The 22,657-nt window shown below is 73.2% G+C and carries 18 protein-coding genes and 1 pseudogene; 9 read left to right on the top strand and 10 right to left on the bottom strand.

The genetic code is table 11. From position 1 onward, the window contains the following. Positions 1 to 634 precede the first annotated feature (634 nt). The 5 genes from ACMA1D_RS09730 (at position 635) to ACMA1D_RS09710 (ending at position 7,189) form a co-directional block, all read left to right on the top strand. Positions 635 to 1,099, top strand: a complete 465-nt coding sequence (locus ACMA1D_RS09730) for an SgcJ/EcaC family oxidoreductase (RefSeq protein ID WP_414723471.1) — start codon at positions 635 to 637, stop codon at positions 1,097 to 1,099. A 630-nt stretch (positions 1,100 to 1,729) separates the two neighbouring features. After that, positions 1,730 to 2,521 carry a DUF4232 domain-containing protein gene (locus ACMA1D_RS09725; protein ID WP_414723470.1) on the top strand — a complete coding sequence of 264 codons (792 nt, stop codon included), beginning with the start codon at positions 1,730 to 1,732 and terminating at the stop codon, positions 2,519 to 2,521. Positions 2,522 to 2,950: 429 nt separating this feature from the next. Beyond that, positions 2,951 to 5,176, top strand: coding sequence for an MMPL family transporter (locus tag ACMA1D_RS09720; protein ID WP_414723469.1), 2,226 nt, complete (start codon positions 2,951 to 2,953; stop codon positions 5,174 to 5,176). Positions 5,177 to 5,181: 5 nt separating this feature from the next. Beyond that, entirely contained in the window at positions 5,182 to 6,387 is a 1,206-nt protein-coding gene (locus ACMA1D_RS09715; RefSeq protein ID WP_414723468.1) for a sensor histidine kinase, read from the top strand. 91 nt (positions 6,388 to 6,478) lie between these two features. Continuing rightward, entirely contained in the window at positions 6,479 to 7,189 is a 711-nt protein-coding gene (locus ACMA1D_RS09710; RefSeq protein ID WP_414723467.1) for a response regulator, read from the top strand. A 1,567-nt stretch (positions 7,190 to 8,756) separates the two neighbouring features. Here ACMA1D_RS09710 and ACMA1D_RS09705 read toward each other — a convergent pair. Further along, positions 8,757 to 9,513 (bottom strand): annotated as a pseudogene (locus tag ACMA1D_RS09705) (serine/threonine-protein kinase); the annotation flags it as partial. A gap of 555 nt (positions 9,514 to 10,068) precedes the next feature. On the opposite strand from ACMA1D_RS09705, the gene ACMA1D_RS09700 reads away from it, so the two are divergent. Together ACMA1D_RS09700 and ACMA1D_RS09695 are read left to right on the top strand one after the other, a co-directional pair. After that, a complete protein-coding gene (locus tag ACMA1D_RS09700; RefSeq protein ID WP_414723466.1) occupies positions 10,069 to 11,451 on the top strand; it encodes a PP2C family protein-serine/threonine phosphatase in 1,383 nt (460 codons plus the stop codon). A 202-nt stretch (positions 11,452 to 11,653) separates the two neighbouring features. Then, entirely contained in the window at positions 11,654 to 12,988 is a 1,335-nt protein-coding gene (locus tag ACMA1D_RS09695; protein ID WP_414723465.1) for a serine hydrolase domain-containing protein, read from the top strand. An 800-nt stretch (positions 12,989 to 13,788) separates the two neighbouring features. Here ACMA1D_RS09695 and ACMA1D_RS09690 read toward each other — a convergent pair. Both ACMA1D_RS09690 and ACMA1D_RS09685 read right to left on the bottom strand, forming a co-directional pair. Beyond that, on the bottom strand, positions 13,789 to 13,965 hold the full coding sequence (locus tag ACMA1D_RS09690; RefSeq protein WP_414723464.1) for a hypothetical protein: 177 nt from the start codon (positions 13,963 to 13,965) through the stop codon (positions 13,789 to 13,791). Positions 13,966 to 14,744: 779 nt separating this feature from the next. Then, positions 14,745 to 15,761 (bottom strand): AraC family transcriptional regulator, encoded by a 1,017-nt coding sequence (locus ACMA1D_RS09685; RefSeq protein ID WP_414723463.1) that lies wholly within the window; start codon positions 15,759 to 15,761, stop codon positions 14,745 to 14,747. A 93-nt stretch (positions 15,762 to 15,854) separates the two neighbouring features. Between ACMA1D_RS09685 and ACMA1D_RS09680 the strand changes: the two genes are divergently transcribed. Next, positions 15,855 to 16,796 (top strand): NAD(P)H-binding protein, encoded by a 942-nt coding sequence (locus tag ACMA1D_RS09680; RefSeq protein ID WP_414723462.1) that lies wholly within the window; start codon positions 15,855 to 15,857, stop codon positions 16,794 to 16,796. 95 nt (positions 16,797 to 16,891) lie between these two features. On the opposite strand, the gene ACMA1D_RS09675 is transcribed toward ACMA1D_RS09680, so the two are convergent. From ACMA1D_RS09675 to ACMA1D_RS09655, 5 genes are all read right to left on the bottom strand, one after another. Beyond that, entirely contained in the window at positions 16,892 to 17,926 is a 1,035-nt protein-coding gene (locus ACMA1D_RS09675) for a methyltransferase domain-containing protein (RefSeq protein WP_414723461.1), read from the bottom strand. A 140-nt stretch (positions 17,927 to 18,066) separates the two neighbouring features. After that, positions 18,067 to 19,032 carry an ATP-grasp ribosomal peptide maturase gene (tgmB, locus tag ACMA1D_RS09670; RefSeq protein ID WP_414723460.1) on the bottom strand — a complete coding sequence of 322 codons (966 nt, stop codon included), beginning with the start codon at positions 19,030 to 19,032 and terminating at the stop codon, positions 18,067 to 18,069. Positions 19,033 to 19,039: 7 nt separating this feature from the next. Then, positions 19,040 to 19,336: a putative ATP-grasp-modified RiPP gene (gene tgmA, locus ACMA1D_RS09665; RefSeq protein WP_414723459.1), complete on the bottom strand. Its 297-nt coding sequence runs from the start codon at positions 19,334 to 19,336 to the stop codon at positions 19,040 to 19,042. A gap of 315 nt (positions 19,337 to 19,651) precedes the next feature. After that, positions 19,652 to 19,852 (bottom strand): DUF397 domain-containing protein, encoded by a 201-nt coding sequence (locus tag ACMA1D_RS09660; protein WP_414723458.1) that lies wholly within the window; start codon positions 19,850 to 19,852, stop codon positions 19,652 to 19,654. Between the two features lie 11 nt (positions 19,853 to 19,863). Beyond that, entirely contained in the window at positions 19,864 to 20,700 is an 837-nt protein-coding gene (locus tag ACMA1D_RS09655; protein ID WP_414723457.1) for a helix-turn-helix domain-containing protein, read from the bottom strand. Positions 20,701 to 20,935: 235 nt separating this feature from the next. Between ACMA1D_RS09655 and ACMA1D_RS09650 the strand changes: the two genes are divergently transcribed. Continuing rightward, positions 20,936 to 21,382, top strand: coding sequence for an ATP-binding protein (locus ACMA1D_RS09650; RefSeq protein WP_414723456.1), 447 nt, complete (start codon positions 20,936 to 20,938; stop codon positions 21,380 to 21,382). Between the two features lie 112 nt (positions 21,383 to 21,494). Here ACMA1D_RS09650 and ACMA1D_RS09645 read toward each other — a convergent pair whose 3' ends face one another. After that, positions 21,495 to 22,004 (bottom strand): DUF6879 family protein, encoded by a 510-nt coding sequence (locus ACMA1D_RS09645; protein WP_414723455.1) that lies wholly within the window; start codon positions 22,002 to 22,004, stop codon positions 21,495 to 21,497. A gap of 47 nt (positions 22,005 to 22,051) precedes the next feature. Further along, positions 22,052 to 22,657, bottom strand: a 606-nt coding sequence (locus ACMA1D_RS09640) for a GNAT family N-acetyltransferase (RefSeq protein WP_414723454.1), incomplete at its 5' end; no start/stop codon positions are given.

Below are 22,657 nucleotides of genomic sequence, written 5' to 3'. Positions count from 1 at the left end.
CGCCCGGGGTGCGCGCTCGACCGGGGCGCGGAGCGCGGGCGCGCCACCGGGGCGCCGCCCCGCCACCGCCCGGACCGGTGTGCGCCGGCGCGCGGACGGCACCGGCAGGCGTCCCCCGCGGGGGCGGCACGGTGTGCGGGTACGGGGCGTACGGGCCGCGCGGGGAGTGCGTACGGGCTGGTGGGCGGGGTCGCGAGGGGTGGGCCGCGGCGGGCTGGGGCCGGCTGGGGCGGGACCTGTACGGGCCGGCGGCGGGGTGCGGGGCGGGCCGTCGGCGGGAGCGGGGTGCGGGGCGTACGCGGCGGCCGGGGTGTGGCCGGTGGCGGCGACGGTCGCCGTGGGGGTGGCGGTGATCCGCCGGGCGGGGCCCGTGATCCGCCGGGCGGGCCGTGGGCGCGCGGGCGGACGGCGGCGGCCGACCGGGGTCGGCGGGGCCGTCCGACCGGGCCCGGTCGGGCGGCCCCGCGCGGGCGCGAACCGCCATGGAGCGTTCACCGAACGACCACGGGGTGGACATGCTCGCCCCGGTGCGGGCGGGGCTGCCCGCATCGGTCGCCTGACGGTAGGGCTGTTTCCGACCCGGCCGCCCGCGTTCCTTGACCTGAAGTCAAGTTGAAGTCCTAGCGTGCCGGGCATGGACACCACTTCAGCAACCACAGCCGTATCCGTATCCGTATCCACAGCCGCAACCGGGGGCGCCGACGCCGCGACGGGCGATGCGGAGAGCGAGGCGATACGGGCGATCGAGGCGGTCGTGGCCGCCGTCGAACGGACGCAGCGCGCCAAGGACGCCGAGGGCTTCATCGCACTGTTCCGGCCCGACGCGCTGTGGACGACCGCGCACGGGAAGGTGCTCGTCGGCCTGGACGCGATCGCCGAGTTCACCCGCGCGGTGCTGCCCCAGTCGAGTTGGGACGGCGACGTCACCTACCGGGTCGTCCACGTCCAGTTCCTGCGGCCCGACGTGGCCGCCGTCAAGGTCCGGCAGGTCTACCACGAGCCCACGGGCGACACCGAGGGCGCACCGCTGTACGTGATGACCAAGGGGGAGGACGGCTGGCTGCTGCACGTGGGCCAGAACACCTTGGTGGCGGCGTGAGGTCGGCTGGGCGCCGGGACGACAGCGCACGGTGGCGGGCGGTGGCGGGCGGTGGCGGGCGACAGTGGGCGGTGGTGGGCGGTGGCGGTCCACCGCCGCCGCACCTGGCGCGGCAGGGCGTGAGCCGGCCCCCACCAACCCGCCTGCGCGCCAGCCCGCTAACCCGGCCACCCGCTAACCGGGCCACCCACTAACCCGGCGCCACCTACTAACCCACCGACGCGCCGACCCACCCCACCCACACCCACCACACACCCACCCCCGGACCCAGCCCCCACCCCCGAACCCAGGACCCCGTACCCAGAACCCGGGTCCCAGCGCGAGCCGGGCGCCCAGCACGCCACTCCCAGGCCCCGCCCCCGCCCCAGGCCCCAGGCCCCAGGGCCCGCCCACGCCCCAGGGCCCTGGGCCCGTCGTCCCGTACGGCTCGCGCCTGACTACGCAGCGTGTGGATCGCGGAGCGTTAGCGGGGGGCCCGGAATCGCGGAGTCCGCACGTCAGCGGAACGTCAGCGGTGCGGCAGTGGAACGTGAGCGACGCCCCGCAGAATCGTAGATGTCAGCAGGTCAGGGGCGGATGCCAATGACCGGGCAACCACCGTTCCGACCTTCCTTCTGGGGGAAAAACACCATGCGCACCTTCCGTAACCGCACCGCCGTCCTGACCGCCGCCACCGCCGCGATGCTCTCCCTGGCGCTCACCGCCTGCAACGGGGAAGACTCCAAGGACACCAAGTCCGCCTCGCCGGCCGCCAGCGCCCCCGCGGAGAGCGGTGGCCAGGACCAGGGCACCGACAAGGGCCAGGGCTCCACCGAGCAGAGCGGCGGCCAGCAGCAGAGCACGTCCGGTGGCCAGAGCGGCGAGCAGAGCCAGGGCGGCGGCAGCAACAGCAGCGCCGGCGGCTCCAGCCAGGGCGGCAGCGACCAGGCCCAGACGCCGAGCAAGAGCGGCGGCAGCGACCAGGCCACGACCTCCGGCGGCAAGGGCTCCAGCAGCAAGAGCCCCGCCCCGTGCCAGGCCCGGCAGCTCACGGTCAGCGCCGCCACCGTCGACGGCCCGCCCTACACCCACCTGACCCTGACGGCGAAGAACCACACCAGCAGCCCCTGCCTGATGGTCGGCTTCCCGAAGATCCACTTCCTGGACAACGCCCGCGGCATCGTCCCGGCCGTCGCCAAGAGCAAGCCGGCCGGCCAGGTCGTCGTGGAGCCGGGCGGCTCCGCCTACGCCGCGGTCCGCCTCTCCGAGGGCGGTCGGAAGGAGAACACCGAGGCGGTGAAGGAGTTCACCGTCACGCTGGAGGGTGGCGCCGGCATGGCCAGTGTGACCGCGCCCGGTGCCGAGGGCATCGCCGTCGACCCGGCCAAGTGGGCCACCGGCTACTGGACGCCGGAGCTGCGCAACGGCGCCGACGAGTTCTAAGCCCTCCCCCAGTCGTCGGGGCCCGACCCAGCGGGCCCCGGCCACTCCCCACCTGAGCGGCCCCGCGCCGCTCCACCCGACCGCCGCCCCCGCGCGAGCGCCCCACCAGCAGCCAGCCTGCGGGGAGCGCCACCGCGGGGGCGGCGGTCGCGGTCGTTTCTGGCCGCGGGCCGCGTCCGTATCAGGTGGCGGGTCGCGTCCGCACCCGCCCGACCCCGGGGCGCCCCCGATCCCCGGGCATCCGAAACACCCCGCGATCCCCGACCCTCGACCTCACGCCGTACGAAGACGACCGGCCGGGCCCCCGAACTCCGACCCGCCGTCGCCCACTTCCCCTGCCCGGGAGGGCTTTGTCCACCGACCGGTGGACCCCAAGTTCCACCGGTCGCTGCTGCCGCCGGCAACCCCCCGCCGACCAGCATCGATGCCATGAAGAATCTCTCTGTTCGGATGGCGGGGTGGAGCGCCGGGCACCCCTGGCGGGCGGTGGCCGGCTGGCTCGTGTTCGTGGCGCTGTGCCTGGGGGCGGGGATCGCGGTCGGTAGCAATCCGGCCGCGTCCGAGGACTTCCGCATCGGCGAGGCGGGCCGGGGCGAGGCATTGGCCGCCGACGGCGGGTTGCAACAGCGGCCCGTGGAACACGTACTGATCACCTCACGGAGCGGCCCGCTGGCCCGGGACGCGGCGGACGCGGCGGCCCGCGAGGTGGTGACGCGGATGCGCGCACTGCCCGAGGTGCGCACGGTCGCGGACCCGGTGCGCGCCGCGGACGGGTCCGCGGTCCGGGTGCGGGTCACCATGGAAGGGCCCGAACTCGACGGCAAGAAGCACGTCGATCCGCTGCTCGCGCAGACCGCGGCGGTGCAGGAGCACCACCCCGACCTGCGCGTCGAGGAGACCGGTTCGCCCTCGATCGGCAAGGGCGTGGACAAGCTGCGCGGCGACGACCTGGCCCGTACGGAGCTGATCGCGCTGCCGGTCACCCTGGTCACGCTGCTGTTGGTGTTCGCCTCGGTGGCGATGGCGCTGGTGCCGCTGCTCCTCGCGCTGACCTCGATCGCCGCCTCCATCGGCCTGTCGATGCTGGCCTCGCACGCCTTCCCCGACGCGGGCATCGGCACCAACGTCATCCTGCTGATCGGGCTCGCCGTCGGCGTGGACTACACGCTCTTCTACCTCAAGCGCGAACGCGAGGAACGGGCCCGCGCGGGCGGCAGCCTCTCGCCGCGGGCCGTGGTGGAGTTGGCCGCCGCCACCTCCGGGCGGGCCGTCGTCCTCTCCGGCCTCGCCGTCGCCGCCTCCTCCGCGACGCTCTTCCTCGTCGACGACGTCATCTTCTCCTCGATCGCGGTCGGCGCGGTCGTCGTCACCCTGGTCGCCGTGGTCAGCTCGCTGACCGTCCTGCCGGCCCTGCTGGCACTCCTCGGTGCCCGCGCCGAACGCCGCGCCCAGCGCCGGATCGCCCGCGGCAAGACCGCCACCCGCACCGGCCGGCAGCGCCGGACGGGACCCGGCCGGACCACCACCGCGGTGCTGGCCGCGGTGGCCAGGCGGCCGGCCGCGGCGCTCGCCGCCACCGTCGCCGCGCTGCTGGCACTGGCCGCCCCCGCGCTCAGCCTGAACCTCACCGACCTCGGCCGCGAGACGCACTCCAGGTCCATCACGGCCATGCAGGGCTACGACCGGCTGACCGCCGCGTTCCCCGAGCTCAAGGCCATGCACCAGGTGGTGGTGCGGGCGGACGCGGAGCGCGCCCCCGCCGTCACGAAGGCGCTGCGCGACCTGGCCCGCGACGTCGCGGACGACCCGCGGCTGAACGGCCAGAGCTCCCTGGCCACCTCGGAGGACGGGCGGGTCAGCCTGCTCCAACTCCAGGTCCCGCACTACGTCAGCGCCGACGAGTCCAAGGACTCGCTGCGCTCGCTCCGTACCGAGCACGTGCCGGCCACCGTCGGCCGGGTCGCCGGCGTGGAGGTCGCGGTCACCGGCGACGTCGCCAGGTACGCCGACTACCCCACCCACCAGAAGGAGAAGCTGCCGCTGGTCATCGTGGCGCTGCTGGTGGTGACGTTCGCGATGACGGTGTGGGCGTTCCGCTCCGTGGTGCTCGGCCTGGTGGGTGTGGTGCTGAACCTGCTGTCGGCCGCCGCATCGGTGGGCGTGCTGGTCCTCACCTTCCAGCACTCCTGGGCCGAGGGCCTGCTCGACTACGAGTCCACCGGCTCGATCGGCTCCCGGGTGCCGCTGTTCCTGCTGGTGATCCTCTTCGGACTGTCCATGGACTACCAGGTGTTCGTGGTCAGCCGGATCAGGGAGGCGGTACTGGCCGGGACCCCGACCCGGCAGGCCGTGATCGAGGGCATCGGCCGCTCGGCGACCGTGGTGACCAGCGCGGCCGTGGTCATGGTGACGGTCTTCGCCAGCTTCGTCGGCCTGCACCTGATGGAGATGAAGCAGATCGGCTACGTGCTGGCGGTCGCCGTACTCCTGGACGCGTTCGTCATCCGGATGCTGCTGCTACCGGCGCTGATGCTGCTGCTCGGCGAGGCCAACTGGTGGCCGTCGCGCACCGCGCGCAGGTCCCAGGGCGCGGCGGGACCGCTGCCGGGCGGCCAACCGCAGCAGGCCACCGACGACCTGGGAACCGTAGGCTGACCAGCATGGTCCCGCTGCCGCAGCCCGCCGACTGGTTCCTCACCGTGCGGTTCCACCTCTGGTACGGCATCGGCTGGTTGCTCTTCGGGCTCGGCCCGGTCGCCGTAGCGGTGCGGGACGCCGGGCCGGTCAGGCTGTGGACGGCGGTCGCGCTGCTGGCCCTGCTGGCCGCGGGCTACGGCGGTCTGCTCGCGCTGCGCAGCCGCCCGGTGCTCAGCGCCCGTGTGTTGCTGATGGGCATCGGCCTGCTGGTCGGGGGCGTCTCGTACGTGCTGGGGGGCGCCGCCGCGCTGTACGTGGCGGCGCTCCCGCAGTTCTGGGTCTTCGCGGACGGGCCGCGCGCCGCCATCAGGCTGAGCGGCTTCGCGGCGCTGGTCACCGCACTGGCCGGGGTGTTGCCGCAGGGCTGGAGCCCCAACCTGCTCAGCGGCAACTTCCTCGCCACCCTCATCGGCTACGCGGCCGGCGTCGGGCTCGGCCTGCTGGCCTACCGCTTCATCGGCCTCACCCGGGCCAGGGCCGACGCGCTCGCCGCGGAACTCGCGCAGGCGCAGGCCAGGTTGGCCGAGGCGCACCAGCGGCAGGGCGCCGCCGACGAACGCGAACGCCTCGCCCGCGACATCCACGACACCCTCGCCCAGGGCTTCGCCTCGATCATCGTGCTGGCGGAGGCGGCGCGCGCGGGCCTGACCGCCGACCCGGAGCGCAGCGCCCGGCAGCTCCGCTCCATCGAGCAGACGGCCCGCGAGAACCTCACCGAGGCGCGGGCGCTGGTGAGTTCGGCCCCCGGGCACAGCGTCGCGCCCGGCTCGCTGGCCGACGCGCTGCGCCGCACCCTGGACCGGTTCGCGCAGGACACCGGGCTCGCGGTGGTGGCGGAACTGCCGGAGGTGGCCTGCGACCAGCGGTCCAGGATCGCGCTGCTGCGCTGCGCCCAGGAGTCCCTGGCCAACATCCGCAAGCACGCCGGGGCGACCACGGTCGGCGTGGTCCTCGCGCCCCATCCGTACGGGGTCGAACTTGAGCTGACCGACGACGGCCGCGGCTTCGTGGTGGCCGCCGCCGAGGGCTTCGGCCTGGACGGCATGCGCCGCCGGCTCGCCGAACTCGGCGGCGAACTCCAGGTGACCAGCTCGCTCGGCGACGGCACCCGCGTCCTGGCGACCGTCCCCACGGCCGAGCCGTACGACGGAGCGGACGCACCCGACTGACACGCACAGGCACACAGGCACACAGGCACACACGGACAAGCGCAGACGCGTACAAGAGGTGACGCGTACGGCTGGCGGGAGGGAGCGCGGGATGGTGGCCAGGGCGGGCGGGGCAGCCGGGGAGGCGGGGGCCGGAGGCGCGGGCGGGCGGCGCGTCCGGGTCCTGGTGGTGGACGACCACACGGTGATGCGGGCGGGCGTGATCGCCCTGTTGGCGCCGGAGCCCGGCGTCGAGGTCGTCGGCGAGGCGGCGGACGGCGCCGAGGCGGTCGAACAGGTGCGGGCCCTGGAGCCCGATGTGGCCCTGCTCGACCTGCGGATGCCGCGGATGGACGGCGTGACGGCGACCGAGCGGATCATCGCCGGCGGGGCGCACACCCGGGTGCTGATCCTCACCACGTACGACACCGACGTCGAGATCGAGCGGGCGGTGGAGGCGGGCGCCGTCGGCTACCTGCTCAAGGACGCGTCGCGGGAGCAGTTGGTCGCCGCGATCGAGTCCGCGGCCCGCGGCGAGACGGTCCTCGCGCCCCAGGTGGCACAGCGGCTGGTCGCCAAGATGCGCCGGCCGGCCCAACCCGCGCTGACCGGCCGCGAGGTGGAGGTGCTGGGCGCGGTGGCCGACGGCCTGTCCAACGCCGAGATCGGCCGCCGGCTGGTCATCGGCGAGGCGACCGTGAAGACCCATCTGCTGCGCATCTTCGCCAAGTTGGACGTGAGCGACCGCACGCACGCGGTGGTGGTGGCGATGGACCGCGGGCTGCTGGTCCGACCCGACACGGGGGGCATGGGCCGGGGTTGAGGCGTACGGGCGCGCCGGCGCCGGGGCGGTGTGCCCCGGCGTAGCCGGCTCGCCGGTCAGCCCTCCTGCGGGTACGTGGAGATCACCTTGCCCTGCGGGCTGGCCTTCAGATAGCCGGAGCCGTACGCGTCGGAGAGGTAGACGCTCATGGTGGGGCCCTCGTTGAACGCCTTCGACGCGGGGCTGACGATGAGGTAGCGGCTGGTGGGCTGGTCGACGCCGAGCGTGCGGTCCGCCGTGCGCATCAGCTCGGGCACCGCGTCCCAGTCGAAGCCGTTCAGGTCGACCGGGGTCGCCCCGTCCAGCTTGGTCCCGCCGGCGCCGTCCCGGGTGGCGGACTCCCCGCCGCGGTAGGTGAACCGGTCGTACTTCTTGGTGCTGCCCTTCACCAGCGCCTCGGCCGAGATGTGTTCGGGATAGACCACGAGCTGGATGACCTTGCTGCCGCCCATCACGGGACGCAGCTTGTCGATGGCCTGCCGGATGCCGTCCGGGGTCAACAGGTCGACCTTTTCGGGCAGGTCCGCTGAGGCGGGCGCCGACGGCTGGTTCGCGGTGCCGGGCTGTGGCTCGGTGGGCGTCACGCTCTGGCTGGGCCGCGCGCCCGGGTCCGGCGTCTTCCCCCCGCCGTCGCCCGGCACCGGCAGCAGCCACCACAGCAGGATGCCGGTCAGCGTGGCACCGGAGACCGCGAGGGCGATGGCGAAGGTACGGTTCCGGCGCACCCGGCGCCGCGCGTCGGCCGGGTCGGGCGCCCCGGCCCCCGCCCCGATCCGGAACCGCCCGGCATCGGCCGCCGCACTCCGCCCGCTGCCGCGGGTGCCTCCCGTACTACCGGCGGCTCCCGTACCGGCCGTGCTCCCCGTACTGGCCGCGCCTCCCGTACCGGCCGTCCCGTACGCGCGCCCACCGGCCGCCGCACCCGCCGCCGGCCGCGGCGCCGCGGAACCCGTGCCCGTGCCCGTGCCCGTGCCCGTGCTCGCACCCGGGCCGGGCCGCGCGGTGCCGGCCGCGCCCGCAGCGCCACCCGTACCGGCCGCGCCCGGTGAACCGCCGTTACGGGCCGCGCCGTTCGCGCCCGAGGCGCCCGCGCTTCCCGAACCAGCCGGTGCGTCCGATATGCCTGCCGTACCTGCCGTACCTGCCGTACCTGCCGTACCTGCCGTACCCGACGTGGCTGGCGTACCCGCGGCGTACGGCCCCGGTGGGGTCGGTGGGGCGAGGTGGAAGGAGGTGGGGGCGGGTTCGCCGGCCGGCCGGTCCGCCACGGAGTGCGCGCCGGATTGGCGCCCGCCCGAGCCGGGCGTGCCGTGGGCGTCCGCGACGCCGGCGGCCCCGGACCCCCGACCGGTGGCGGTGCCGGTGGCGGCGACGCCAGCGCCCGCGCCCGTGCCAGCACCCGTGCCCGTGCCCGTGGCGCCCGGGCCGTCCCACGGCGCCGTCTCCCCGGCCGCCTCGGTCGTGTCCCCGGCGGCCACGCCCGCCGCCCCCGCGGCGCCGTCCGCACCGCCGGCAGCAGGCCCGAACGACCCGCCGCCCGCGCCGCCCTGCGCGGCGTCCTGCGCACCGGCCGCGGTCAGCATCCGCTCCAGCGTGCCGACGTCCGGGCGCGCGCCCGGGTCCCGTACCAGCACCAGCCGCAGCAGTTCGGTGAGCACGCCGGCCCGGCGCGGCGGCGGGACCTCGTCGTTGAGCACGGCGGCGAGGGTGGCGAGGGTGTTCTCGCGGCGCAGCGGGTGGTAGCCCTCGACGGCCACGTACAGCAGCATGCCGAGCGACCAGAAGTCGGCCGCGGGGCCGCCGGCCCGGCCGCGGACCCGCTCGGGGGCCATGTAGTCGGGGGAGCCGATGATGGATCCGGTGGCCGTGAGGCTGGTGGATTCGCGGATGGCGGCGATGCCGAAGTCGGTGAGGACCGGCCGGCCGTCCTTGCGCAGCAGCACGTTGGCGGGCTTGACGTCGCGGTGCTCGATGCCGACCGCGTGCGTGGCGCGCAGCGCCGCCAGGATGCCGCTGCCGAGCCTGGCGGCCTCCGGCGGCGTCATCGGCCCCTGGTCGAGCCGGCCCTGGAGCGAGCCGCCGGTGACCAGTTCCATCACGATCCACGGGTACGCGTCGTCGCCGCCGTCCACGATGTGGTGAATGGTCACCACATTGGGGTGGTCGACGCGGGCCAGGGCGCGCGCCTCGCGCAACACCCGGGCGCGCAGCAGCCTGGCCGCCTCCGGGTCGTACTCGGCGAGCGCCGGGTCCGGCGGGCGCACCTCCTTGAGCGCCACGTCACGGTGGAGCGCCAGGTCGCGGGCGCGCCACACCAGGCCCATGCCGCCACCGCCGAGCCGCTCCAACAGCTTGAAGCGATCGTCGATCACTCGTTCCACGATTTCCCCCGGGTTTTCCGCGGTGCGCCAGCGACGCCAACAACGCCAGGAAAAGGATGCGGCATCGCCAGCCAGGGCCGGCAAGGGGGTGGGACGCCCGGAAGCCGACCTTCCGCCCGGCGGCCCGCATTCCGGCCACGGAACCGGCCCGACGAGGGCGCCGACCGACCCCGGGGCAGGCTACGGCGCCGACCGCGCAGGGGTCACGACGCGGATCTGGTACGGGTCATGGGGTGGGCCGTCTCGTGCGGGCGGAGCCCGTGCCGGCGGCGCCCGTGCGAGCCGATTCCTTACGGGCAGGGCCTGCGCCGGCGGAGCCCGTGCCCGTCAGGGCAGCCGGCCCCCGGCCTGACGGCTTCTGGGGGAATGGGCGTGGTGTCGGCTGCTTCTGTCCGTAGCGGGTTCACAGAAAGTAAGAAAGTGACTACTTGTGTCTCCGGTGTCTGCGAGGGTGTCTAGGTCCGGCCCCTCCCCGGGGGCCCATCGCGGAGGTGTGCGGTGCGCTCGCACTGGGGCTGGCTGCTGTCGGCAGTGCTCACCGAGGGGGCCATCGCCCTGGCCGACGCCCTCGCCCGCGGGGTCTCGCTCGGCGGCCTGCTGATCGTGGGGCCGCTGCTCGCCGCGTACCGGCTGGGCGCGGTGGCCACGGCCGCGGTCGGCACGCTCGCGGTCCTGCTCGCGCTGCTGCTGCCCGGGGACGGCAGGGCCGGGGTGGCGACCGGGGCGCCGGGCGCCGACCACCTCGTGGAGATCCTGGTGGTGGCCGTCGGCGCGCTCTGCGCGACGGCCATGGCGCGGGCCCGCGGCCGTACCCAGCGGGCCCAGGCCCGTACGCACAGCGGCTACGCCCGGATGCGCCGGGCGCACGCCCGTACCCGGAGCGCCTACGCCCGCACCCGTGAGGCGTACGCCAGCACCCGGCACGCGCTGGTGCAGACCCGGCGCGCGCTGGCCCACCGGCAGCGGGTCCACGCGCGCACGAAGCACGCCTGCGCCGCGGCCCAGCGCGCGCACCGCGAGGCGCGCCGGGCGCTGGCCGGGATGACCCGGATCGCGCTCGTCGCCCAGCAGGCGATCGCCCGCCCGCTGCCGCCGGCCATCGGTGACCTGACGCTGGCCGTGCGCACCCGCTCGGCCACCGAACACGCCCTGATCGGCGGCGACCTGCACGACGCGATCCTGCTGCCGGCCGGCCCGCGGCTGATCGTCGGCGACGCCAAGGGGCACGGCCTGGACGCGGTCCGGCTCAGCGCCGCGGTGCTCGCCGCCTTCCGGCAGACGGCAGCCGCCGAGCCCGACCTGATCGCCCTCGCCCGCACCCTCGACGCCAGGATCGCCGCCGAACTCGGGGCCGAGGACTTCGTCACGCTGGTCCTCGCCGACTTCACGCCAGGCGAGGTGCGGCTCGTCAACTGCGGCCATCCGCCACCGCTACGGGCCGGCCGGTACCTGGAACTCCTGGAGTCGCCGGCCCCCTCGACCCCGCTCGGCCTCGCGCCCCGCCCCGTCCTGCAACGCATTGAACTCGGCCCGGATCAGCGGCTGTTGCTCTACACCGACGGTCTCGCCGAGGCCCGCGACGCCGACGGCACCCTGTTCCCGCTCGACCATGAGGTGCTCGCCGCGCTCAACGGGCCCACCCTCGACGCCTCGCTCGGCCGCCTCCTGGACCTGCTGCACGCCCACGCGGGCGCCGGCACCTCCGACGACCTGACGCTGATCCTCGCCGCGCAGCTCCCCGCGACACCTCCCGCGCAGCTCCCCGTACGCGCCGAACTCGCCCCGCCGGCGAGCGAGCCGGCGACCCCGCCGGCGACCCGGCCGCCGCATCCGCCGTGCCCCGCGTCCGCGCCGCCGCCGCGGCTGCCGCCGGCGCCCTGAGCGGTCCTGGCCCCGGGGCTGACCGGCCCATCCGCCCCAGGTGGCCGTCCGGCCATCCGGCCACCCCCCGGCCCGGTGTGGGGGCGGCGGGACGGCGGGTGCGGGGGACATTCGGATGGCGGGGGTTCCGGTAGGTCCACCAGGGTGGTGACGGCCCCGATCAAGGGTCCAACTCCCTTACGGCACGAGCCTGGAGCACGACATGCATGACGAACCGCAAGCCCGGCCCGAACCCTCCGCAGCCGCGCCGGCACCCGAATCCGCACCGGCACCCGTGCCCGTACGGGCCGCGGCGTCCCGCACCCCCACCGCACGGCGGCGCCTTTGGCTGGCCGGTGGCGCGGTGGCGGCGCTGGTGGCGACCGTGGGCACGGCGGGCGCGTCCGGCAGTGCGGCGGCGGCCGGCGGCGGCTCGCCCGCGACGGCCGGCCGCCAGCACGCGGGCCACGACCTCCAACGGGACACGGACGCGATCCGCGACGCCGGCGTCACCGGCGTACAGGTGCGCACCACCGGGCCCGACGGCCGGCAGCAGACCGCCACCAGCGGGGTCTCCGACCTGCGCACCGGCAGACCGGTCGCGCCGAACGGCTACTTCAGGACCGGCAGCACCGACAAGGCCCTGATCGCCACCGTCATGCTGAAGTTGGCGACCGAGGGCCGACTGTCGCTCGACGACAGTGTGGGGCGCTGGCTGCCGGGGCTGCTCTCCGGCGAGGGCTACGACGAGAACGCCATCACCCTGCGCCACCTCCTCCAGCACACCAGCGGCATCGGCGACTCCGGATACCCGCCGATGGAGACGCGCGACGAGTACTACGCGAACCGCTTCCACCCGCGTACGGCCGAGCAGTTGGTGGCCGCCGCGATGAAGGAGCCGCCGCTGTTCGCGCCGGGGCGGGGGTGGAGCTACGCCAACACCGGCTTCGTCGTCCTCAGCATGGTCATCGAGCGGGTGACCGGCAACCCGTGGCCGGAGGAGATCGAGCGGCGCGTCATCAAGCCGCTCGGCCTGCGCCACACCCGCTTCCCCGACGGGCCTCGGCTGCCCCGCCCGCACGCCAAGGGTTACACGATGTTCGCCGGCACCGAAGGGCCGGTGGACACCACCTTGTTGGACGACGCGGACGCCTCCGGCGGCCACCTCTCCACCACCGCCGACCTGACCACCTTCGTCCGTGCCCTGTTCGACGGCCGGCTGCTGACGGCCGCCGAGCGGCGCGAGTTGACCAGATCGGTCGCGGTCAGCGAACAGGTGACGAAGATCTGGCCGGGGGCGCGGTACGGACTCGGGCTGTTCTCGCGGCCGACGGCCTGCGGGGAACGGGTGTGGATTCCGAGCGGCGACATGATCGGCTACCGCACGCGCACCGGGGTGAGCGAGGACGGCCGGCGCAGCGTGGTGGTGTCCATGTCCACCCAGCGGCTGGACTCGTTGGTCGAATCCAAGCGCCAGGAAGACGCGTCGACCGCACTGATCGACGACGTCCTCTGCCCCGCCGGCCAGGGCCCGAAGGGTTCCCCGAGCCGAGGGTGATCACCTTCACAGGCGAGATGCGTTAGCGTCCGGTCATGCCGGGATTGCCTGGGGGCGCGGGGTGGTGAAGGTGGGGGCGCATAGTGTGAGCCACTGCACCCTATGTTTTCGGCCATGTGGTGAGGCGGGCTCACGGCCGGTTCACCGCCGCTGAGCCGTCCGTGACCCCCGACGGCGGCGGGCGGGGCGGCGCCACCCCGAGCGTCTGGTTCCCGCCATCCGCGGGACGGCCCGCCGTAACCCCTATCCGTTAAGTCGGAGATTTTCGCCGGGAGTTGGCGGATGCGTAGATCGATCGGTACCGATGGGTGGACGCGCCGGGTGGCAAAGCGGCCGAACCTCGCTCGTACCGGCGGCGGTTGACATACGACGGAGCTACCGCCGGTGAGGTACGCACGAGATCAGCCGCATGACCGATGCGGTCCGCGTGGCCAGGCCCGTAACGTGTTGGCCCCGCGTTCTTTTCAGGGCGGGCAACGGATCGGGTGCGCCCGCCACGCATCGGCTCCGTTGATTCTCCGGCCAGGTGGGGACACGTCGCCTCTCACCGGCCGGGGACGCGTCGAGGGTCCTGGCTACGCCTGCCGGGACCCTCAGTGCATTCCGGAGCCGCCCCGGGCCTGCCGCCCGGGCCTTCCGCCCCGGCCCCTCGCCGCCCGGGTTCCTCGCTGCGCCGGCTCTCCGCCTCGGCCCCTGCCGCCCGGCCTCCCCACCGTGCACCGCGCCCCTCGCACGCCGCCCCGGCCCGGCTGGAGCCCCGCTGGGGAGGGGCGGTGTCGCGCCGGTGCGCCGGCCGCTCGCTACTCCCGGTCCAGCAGGGGGCGCGCCCCGGTCACCCGGGCCGGCGCCCGATCGCCGTCCGGAACCGGGAAGCGGAGGCCGTCGGCGTCGGCCGTCCACTCGATGCCGCCGCCAACGGGTCGCAGGAACGCAATACGTTTTCCTTCGACTTCGGGATCGAACAGGAGGTCTTCCACTCCATGAACCGATTGGAGCACACCGATCCGTTCGGTGTGCGGATCGTAGACGTGCTCACCTGGCCGGGGTCGGCGGTATCCGGAATCACTCACTCTGGCGTTCATGCGTCCCCTCTCGCATTCTCTTCGCAGTCGTAAGGAGGTTCGATTGTGTTCTCGGGTCGGGTTCGCCATGTGGTCGGTATTCCCCGTCCGGAACAACTTCCTTCGAACGCACGCTGAATTGCGGGGTGCATTCGGCCGCGCGAAAGATATCCCACCACCCCCGCGCCCCGTACGCCCAACTCGCCACGCCGAGCCACTGATGCGCCGCTGACCAGCCAACTCGTGCACTGGCAGGGGTCTCCCGGGTGCTCGGCCGCCTCCTTCCGCGTGCCGGATAAACGGCCATCGTGTGGGGAAGTAGTGCGCGGTCAATAGGCGGGGACGGAAATGGCCAGGATATGCGGTCGGAGCGATCCCCTATGGGGGGACGTACGGGGCGTGGCGCGCGCAACGGAATGCGATGGGGTTCGCGCCGGCCAACGGTGAGCGAGACTTTCGGGATGCTCGGAAGGTACGTGAAGGAGTCGAATTCTCGCCCCGTTTCGCGCGGTCCCGCCCCCGCGGGCCCGTTCCGTACCGCCCCGTTTCACACGGCCCCGTGCTGCGAGGCTGTTCCGCGCCGCGCCGCGCCGCCCCCGCCGCGGCCCGTTCCCCACCACCCCACTCCGCGCGGCCCGCACACCCACCCACCCACGCCACCCCACACACCACCGCCCCGCACCCGTTCCCTCCGCTCACCGGGCCCGCCACGTAGGGGAGGGGCTGCGGTGGTCGCTGGGGCGGGTGCCGTGCAGGCGCTTGAACGCCGCGCTGAGGGCGAAGGCATGGGCGTATCCGACCTTCTTGGCGATCGCGGCGACCGTCTGGTCGGTCTCCCTGAGCAGGTCGGTGGCGAGCGCCACGCGCCAACCCGCCAGGTAGGACATGGGGGGTTCGCCGACCGCCGCGGTGAACCTGCGGGCCAGCGCCGCCCGTGAGACACCCACCTCGGCCGCAAGCCCCGCCACCGTCCACGGCCGGGCCGGCGCGTCGTGCAGCAGCCGCAGCGCGGGGCCGACGACCGGATCGTCCAGGGCGCGGCACCAGGCGGGGGCGTCCGCGTTCGGGTTGTCGAACCAGTGCCGCAGCGCCGAGACCAACATCAGGTCCAACATCCGGTCGAGCACCAACTGTTGCCCCGGCCGCTCCTTGCCGATCTCATCGGCCACCGTCTGCACCGTCGGGTACGGGCTGTCGTCCAGCGGCACCACCAGCACCGGGGGCAGCGCCCGCAACAGGCGTTCGCTGAGTTCACCGCGCCGCTCGAACGCGCCGCTGAGCAGGACGGCTGGCGTGCCGTCCGCGGCGGGGCCTGCCCCGCCGTCCGGAGTGCCGCAGGGACCATCGTCCGGAACGCCCCTCGGCGCGCCACCGGGAACACCGCTCGGCGCGCCCCCGGACCCGCCGCCCGGTGCTTCGCCCGCCGCCCCCGAACAGTAGTCAGCGCTGGTCACCACCAGCGTGGGGGCGGTCGCCGGGTCGTCGGCGACCACGTACGGCGCGTCGCCCCGTACGACCGCGACCTCCCCCACGCCGATCGCCACCGGCGGCTGCCCGTCGGGGACGATCCACGCCCGGCCGTGCACCATCGTGGCCAGCGTCAGCGGCGCCCCGCTGGCCATCCGCAGCGCCCACGGCGGTCGCATGACCGCCCGCCGGAACACGGCGCCGTGCGCCCGTACCTCCGCCAACAGCTCCGATACGGCATCCATGCGCGCAGTGTAGGCACCGATCGAGACGCCCGAATATCAAAGGGAGCTTTCTGTCTATGGATGCACTCACCTCCCGCGGCTTGACTGGCGGGCATGTCTGAACAACCCACTCCACACCAGCCCGTGCCCTCCGCCCCTGCCCAGGCGAGCGCCCCCGCCCAGCCAGCCGCCCCCGACCGGCAGCCCCCCGAAGCCGACCGCCCCATCCTCGTGACCGGCGCCACCGGCAAGTCCGGCCGCCGCGTGGTGGCCCGGCTGCGGGCCCGCGGCCTGCCGGTGCGGGCGGCGGCGCGGCACGGGGAATTCCCCTTCGACTGGTCCGACCGCACCACCTGGGACGCGGCCCTGGCCGGCGTACGGGCCGTCTACGTCGTCCAGTTGGACGGTACGAAGCTGGTCCGCCCCTTCGTGGAGCGGGCGGTGGCGCACGGGGTAGGGCGCCTGGTGCTGGCCTCCGGGCGCGGCATCGACGACCCGAACTACGCGCAGGACAGCGCCGGCGTGCTCGACGGCATCCTGGACAGCGAGGCGGCGGTGCGCGAGAGCGGCGTGGCGTGGACGATCAGCCGCCCCGGCTGGTTCGCGCAGAACTTCAGCGAGGGCTTCTTCGCCGACGCCGTCCGCACCGGTGAACTGCGCCTGCCCGGCGGCGACGGCGCGGCCAGCTTCGTGGACGCCGATGACATCGCCGCGGTGGTGGCCGCGGCCCTGACGGAAGACGGGCACGCGGGCCAGACGTACGAACTCTCCGGCCCCGCGGCCCTGACCCTGCACGAGGTGGTAGCCACCATCTCGGAGGCCGCCGGCCGCACCGTCCGCTACACCCCGCTCACCGTCGACGCCTACGTCGCCGAACTCGTCGCCCAGGGCCTACCACCCGCGGACGCGGAAGCCTTCGCGCACGTCATCGCCCCGCTGCGGAACGGCACCGACGCCTATCTCTCCGACGGCGTCCAGCGTGCGCTGGGCCGCCCGCCCCGCTCCTTCACGGAGTTCGCCAAGACGACGGCAGCGGCCGGAGGCTGGAGCGTCTGACCGGCCCGACCCCGGTGCGTACGGCTGACCACACGGCCGCCCCCGAGCCGTACGCACCGGCCCCCGCGACCAACCCACCCCCCGCCGCGCTGCACTCACGCACCCACACCCCACCGCCGCCCCGTCCCCAGGTGCCATACGCGCACGTCACCCCCCACATCCTGCGCATACCCGAACTGTTCCTGAGTCGGCCGCCCCTGCGCACACCACCACTCCCAGAGGGCCTCAACCTCCCCCCAGAGGTCGCCCCCACCGCCGTACGCGACCTCGGCGCCCTCACCGCTCAGCGGCGCGCGGGCCCAACTGCCGTCGGAGGCGTGGAGTTGGAGGGAGAGCGGCTGTTCGTCGGTGTGGTGGTAGGCGAGCTGGGCATCGGGCAGCTCCAGGGCGAGCAGGAGCCGGAAGGGGTAGTGGGCGCGGACGTCGGCCGCGCTGACCGCGGTGGGCCGCGTCCCGCGAGCCGCGGCGTACGGGACGTGCGGCTCGGGCGCCGGGTAGCCGCTGGCGTCGCCGCGGGCGGCCATGAAGCGCCCCGAGGTCTCCGCGAACCGCCCGCGCGCATGCCTCGCCCCGTCCACGCGCACCCGTACGAGCCCGCCCTCGATGCCGAAGTCGACGTCGGCGAGGACCACCGCGTCGGGCTCGGCCTGCTCGATCCAGGCATCCGGGAGCCGACGGGGCACGGAGCAGGTGGCGATGATCCGCTCGAACCGCCGGCCCGAGGGGTGCCCGCCCCGCCCGTCGCCGACCACGAGATCCGGCTCGTACCCGAGCTCTGCGAGCCGTCCGCGGGCGCTGGCGACCAGACCCGGGTCGATGTCGACGGAGTGCACGAGCCGATCACCGAGCCGCGCACAGAGCAGCGCCGCGTTGTACCCGGTCCCGGTCCCCACCTCCAACACCCGCTGCCCGTCCGCGACCCGTAGCTCTTCCAACATGCCGGCCATCAGGCTCGGCAGGGTGCTTGAAGAGGTGGGCACACCGGTCCAACCCCCACCACCAACCTGCTCGGCCGTACTCGGGTCGAGCGCGGTGACGAGGGTGACGTCCCGGTACACCTGCGCCAACTCTGCCTGCCCCCCCACCCGTTGATCGCGCCAGACGGCGACCCCCCGCTCATCGGTCTCCATCTCGTACCACCGAGGAACGAATACGTGCCGCGGCACCACGGCAAACGCCTCGGCCCACTCATCGGACCGAATGGCCCCAGCTTGCCGAAGCAGCTCGACTAGGGCGGCGAGGCGGGGGTGGGCTGGGTTGGGTGGGGTGGTCATACGGCTTCCCCCAGGAGGTCGGCGGCGATGGATTCGGCGATGGGGTGGCCGGTGGCGTGTTGGATCCAGTCCCACTGACCGCAGGGGTTGACCTCCAGGAAGGTCCATTCGCCAGAGGGAGAGACGACGAAGTCCAGGGCTCCGAAGCGGAGGTGTAGACGCTGCATGAGGGATCGGACCTTGCGTAGCACGTCTTCGGGCACCTCGATGGGGCGGTAGCGAAGTGACCGGTAGTCGCTGCGCCAGTCTGTGTGACCGGCCTCGGTGGTGGACCGGATCTCGGCCGCGAAGGCCCGCTTGCCGACCATGGTCAGCCGCACCTCATAGGCCTTGTCCACCCAGGCCTGGAAGAGGTGGGCGGTGGTCTCGATGCCGGTCAGGTCCGCCAGGTCGTCCGAGTCCAGTACGTGGGTGTAGACCGTCTTGAGCTGGTCGTCCTCGATGAGTACGGGACTTGCGACGGGCTTGCAGATGACCTGCCCCGGGGTACTGCGGGCGAAGGCCTTCACCGCTACGGCGCGGTTGGTGATCAGAGTCGGAGGGATGGTCAGGCCGCACTGGCGCGCCACGGCGAGCTGGTACGGCTTGTACTCGGCCCGAGACATGGCTGATGGGTGGTTGACCCACCGGCATTCGAGCGCGGTGAGTACGCCACCGAACCCCGCCCGGGCCTGGGCGGCGGCGAACCGCTGCTCGGCGTCGGACATGCCGGTGGGGAAGCGGAACGGATTGGGTGCGCGGTAGTAGCAGGCGTCGACATCGCCGAGGGCCAGGACGTGATGCTCGTTGAGCATGCTGCCGTCCCACGGGTGCGTCCCGTCGATCCGGGCGGCGACCCCCACCTCTTCGGGGAACTCCGCTGCATCCATGCGGAATACGGTGGCCTGACGCTCCTCCAGGGCCTTGATGACGCGGTCTGTCGGCCAGTCGTCACGGGCGGCGATGACGAGGACGGTGGGCATGGCGGCGTCAGTCCTTCGGGCCCTCGTCGAGCGGCGGTGGATTCTTCGCGTCACCGTCCGGGACGGTGGGGCGGTGCGTGACCATGTACGGCAGTACGTCGGTGTCGACGCCGACGGAGATCTGACGAGCCGCGTCGTACACGGCAGATGGGCGCACGGTGGCTTGCAGCGGCTCGGGTGCTACCGCGTAGCGGAGGATCCAAGGACGCGTGTGTGGGGCTTTCGGCTGCTCGCTGCTGTGCGGGAGGGGGGCTCCTGCGGAGGCGAGGGGGAAGGCTTCGTGAGGGTGCGCGATGGTGGTCACGGTGTGTCCTATCGCCGGGTTGGTGACAAGGGGCGGCGCCGCTCTGCGCTCGGAGTTGGTGACCCTCCCTGATGTACGCAGAGGCATCCCGTGAAGCCCTCAACTCCATGGCCAGTAGCTTGAGTTGACGTGGCAGTGCGGTCCTGACGGGCCGGGGGTTCGTCGCGGAGCGGCAACGCGCCGCAACCGTAGCGTCACGCAACGGGTGGGAGCAATAGTGATTCCGCGTCTATGTTGACCTCGCTGGAAACTGGCATATGCCTACACGCCACAGCCCCCGGACCGTTGGGTGCGGGGGCTGTGGCGTGGGGTTGGTCAGATGAGGTGGTCGTACTCGCCGGCCTTGACGCCCTGGATGAAGGCGGCGAGCTGTTCCGGAGTTGCGGCGATGGTGGCTTCGGGAACCTGGCTCTCGCGCATCAGGATGATGCCGTCCTGTGGCTGTAGCAGGGTTTCGATGCAGTTGTTGCCGCCTCCGCCGCAGAACGAGGACCGCTGCCATGCGTTTTCTGACATCTTCTGCCCTTTCACAACTTGTGCGCGATTTCTCTTATGAAGTCCCGCGACTGTGCGGTTTCCAGGCTACGGGACTCCACTTCGGTCAATAGGTCTCGGTAAGTGTTGAGCTGTGCTGCCGCGTCGAGAAAATCTGCGCCATGTGCGGAGTCGATCTGAACGGTGTCGAGCTGCGGGACATCGCCTTGGGCGAACAGAACGGCTTGCCCTGAGCCCGCGAAGCCGCCGGCGTCGAAAGTGAGAATGCGGATCGTGCAGTTCGGCCGCTCTGAGAGCGTGAGCAGGTGCTCAAGCTGCGCCTTCGTGGTCGCCGTGCCGCCGAACTTCATCCGCAGCGCGGCCTCGTGGATCACGGCGCTGAAGTGCGGCCCGCCCTTGCGGTCGAGGATGTGCGCTCGCCGCATCCGATGCTCGATCCTTGCGTCGATGTGGTTCTCTTCGAGGCGAGGGAAAGTGAAATTGAAAACCGCCCGTGCGTAGTCCTCGGTCTGCGCGAGGCCCGGTAGATGCGCGATCTGATAGGTGCGTAGGCCTTTGGCTTTCGCCTCAAGTTCGGACAGGTCAAGGAATCCGGCGGGGAGCATTCCGCGGTACTCCTCCCACCAGCCGTGATCACGCTCGGTGGCCATGGAAATGAGGGCCTGCAAGTACGCTTCGTCGGTGCATCCGTAGCTGTTTGCCAGCACGCGCAGCCGATCGGAGCCAACGCCGGTCCGCGCCGTCTCTATGTGGCTGACCTTGGTGTAATCGATGCCGAGCGCTGTTGCGGCTTCTCGGGCGTTGAGGCCGGCGGCCTCCCGCATCTTGCGCAGCTCGGCGCCGAGTCGACGTTGACGTGCGGTCGTCACTGTCCTTGGTGGCATGGCGCAAGTCTGCATCCGGGGAGTGACGCCAGTCCACAGGGATCAACATGGATCCGCGAGGGTAGCTATGTTGATCCCGGTGGGCTATGGTCCTCCCAGCACCGCGCACCGCCGGTAAGCCCCGAAGTGCAGTCATCTGCACGCCTGTTGATAAATCGCGGATGCCCAGGGCCATGGACGGCGGTGCGGCCGGCGCTCACGTCACGTTGGGAGCCTTGACATGAGCCATGTAGCAGCCCCGCCCCTCACCGCAGCGACGGCGACCCGCCTGGTCGTGCCGAACTCTGAGTTCGCGCCCAGGATCATGCGCGATCTCGTCTCGACGCTGCTCGTCATGACCGGGCACGGGAGGGTCGCTGGAGATGCCCGTGCATGCGTGAGCGAGTTAGTCACGAACGTGTACTGCCACACCTGCACGCCCCTGGTCTACCTCGATGTCTCGCTGCATCCCGGGCGGGTGCAGGTCACCGTTTGGGACGACGCCTGGGACGAGCGTCCCACGCCGCACCCCGAGGTGCCGATGGACAGTCAGGGAGGCCGTGGCCTGCTGCTCGTGGGGGAGCTGTGCGCGGAGTGGGGCGTTACCTGGCCAGCCCGGCGGGAACAGGCCCACAAACAGGTGTGGTTCGCGCTCGATGAGCCGGCCGGGCTCGGGAACGGTGGGTGAGTCTTGCTGTCCGGCCACCCGTTGGGAGTGAAGAAAGCCCCACGGGCCACTGCGTCCCCCGTGCGACCGGAGGCGTGACGCAGGGCCCGCAGGGCCGTCCCCATCGAGTCGGTCAGTGGTGGCGCTCCCAGTAGTCCACGAACGGCACGGCCGCGGCCAGCGCGCGGTCGCGGTGGCCCTGGTACGCGGCGAGGGCGTCGGGCGGCAGTAGTTCGCCGCCGATGAACGCCCCGGCCGCGGTGTAGTGCATGCGATAGACGTCCCGGTCGTCGAAGAGCCAGAAGTCGTGGTCGGGGAGTTCCGGCGCCACCAGCTCCGACCGGTCGATGACGCCGATGGATTCGCCCGCGGTGACGTTGCCGGGGTACGCGGACAGTTCGTACCTGAGGTAGTCCGTCAGCGGCGAGCTGAGCACGTGGACGCGCGCGACCTGCTTGCCCTTGTCGGTCATCGAGCGCACCCAGGGGTTGTCCGCCCACTCCGGGCCCATGTCCGCGCCGGCCAGGAACCGCGCGATCTCCTCCTGCTCCTCCTCGACGTCGTACGCGTCCAACGTCTCCAGCCGGAACGCGGTCCGCTCGAAGTCCTCGAAGAGACGCCCGAACTCTTCACCGGCGAGCATGGATCTCCTTGGGTGTTGTAGGGGGCGGGGCAACGGCTGTTGCCCGCCTACCGCCCCAACCGCCGCCCCCACGCCTCCCGGCCCCCGGTCGGCTCCCCAGCGGTGGGTGGGGATTCGGGGAGTAGGGGGCCGATGGGGGTCCAGCCCCAGTGGGTGAGGGTGTGGTGGGCCGGGTGGTTGGTGGTGTCGATGGTCGTCGTGGCCAGGGGGCCCGTCGCGCGGGTGAGGAGTTGGTCGAGCAGGCGGGTGGCGACCCGGGTGCGGCGGTGGGTGGGGAGTACGCAGAGTTCGGCGACGGTGAAGACCGGGCTCGCGTACGTCAGTTCGTCGATCTCCGGCGGCAGTCCGTCGCGGAAGCCGGGGTGCCAGACCCGGGCCCGGTCGGCCTGGTAGCCGTAGACGAAGCCGACCAGGGTCGGGGTGCTGGCGATGATCATGTCGAAGCCCGGTTCGCCCGTGTGGTCCTCGAACCGGTCGAGGAAGGCCCGCCGGTCGTACCGGCCCGCCGGGCGGTCGCGGTCCACCAGGCCGCTGCCGGCGAGCCCGCCGCCCAGGCGGTTACCGGTGAGGTCGCCGCCTGCCCGGCCGTTGCCGGCGAGCCCGCCGCTCGCCGGGCCGGCGCCCGCGAGCCCGCCGCCCGCCGGGCCCGCGCC

It is taken from the genome of Streptomyces sp. 796.1, assembly GCF_047525675.1.
GTDB lineage: Bacteria > Actinomycetota > Actinomycetes > Streptomycetales > Streptomycetaceae > Streptomyces.
The sequence above is the reverse complement of the archived record's forward strand: the minus strand, read 5'-3'. Positions and strand labels throughout refer to the sequence as shown.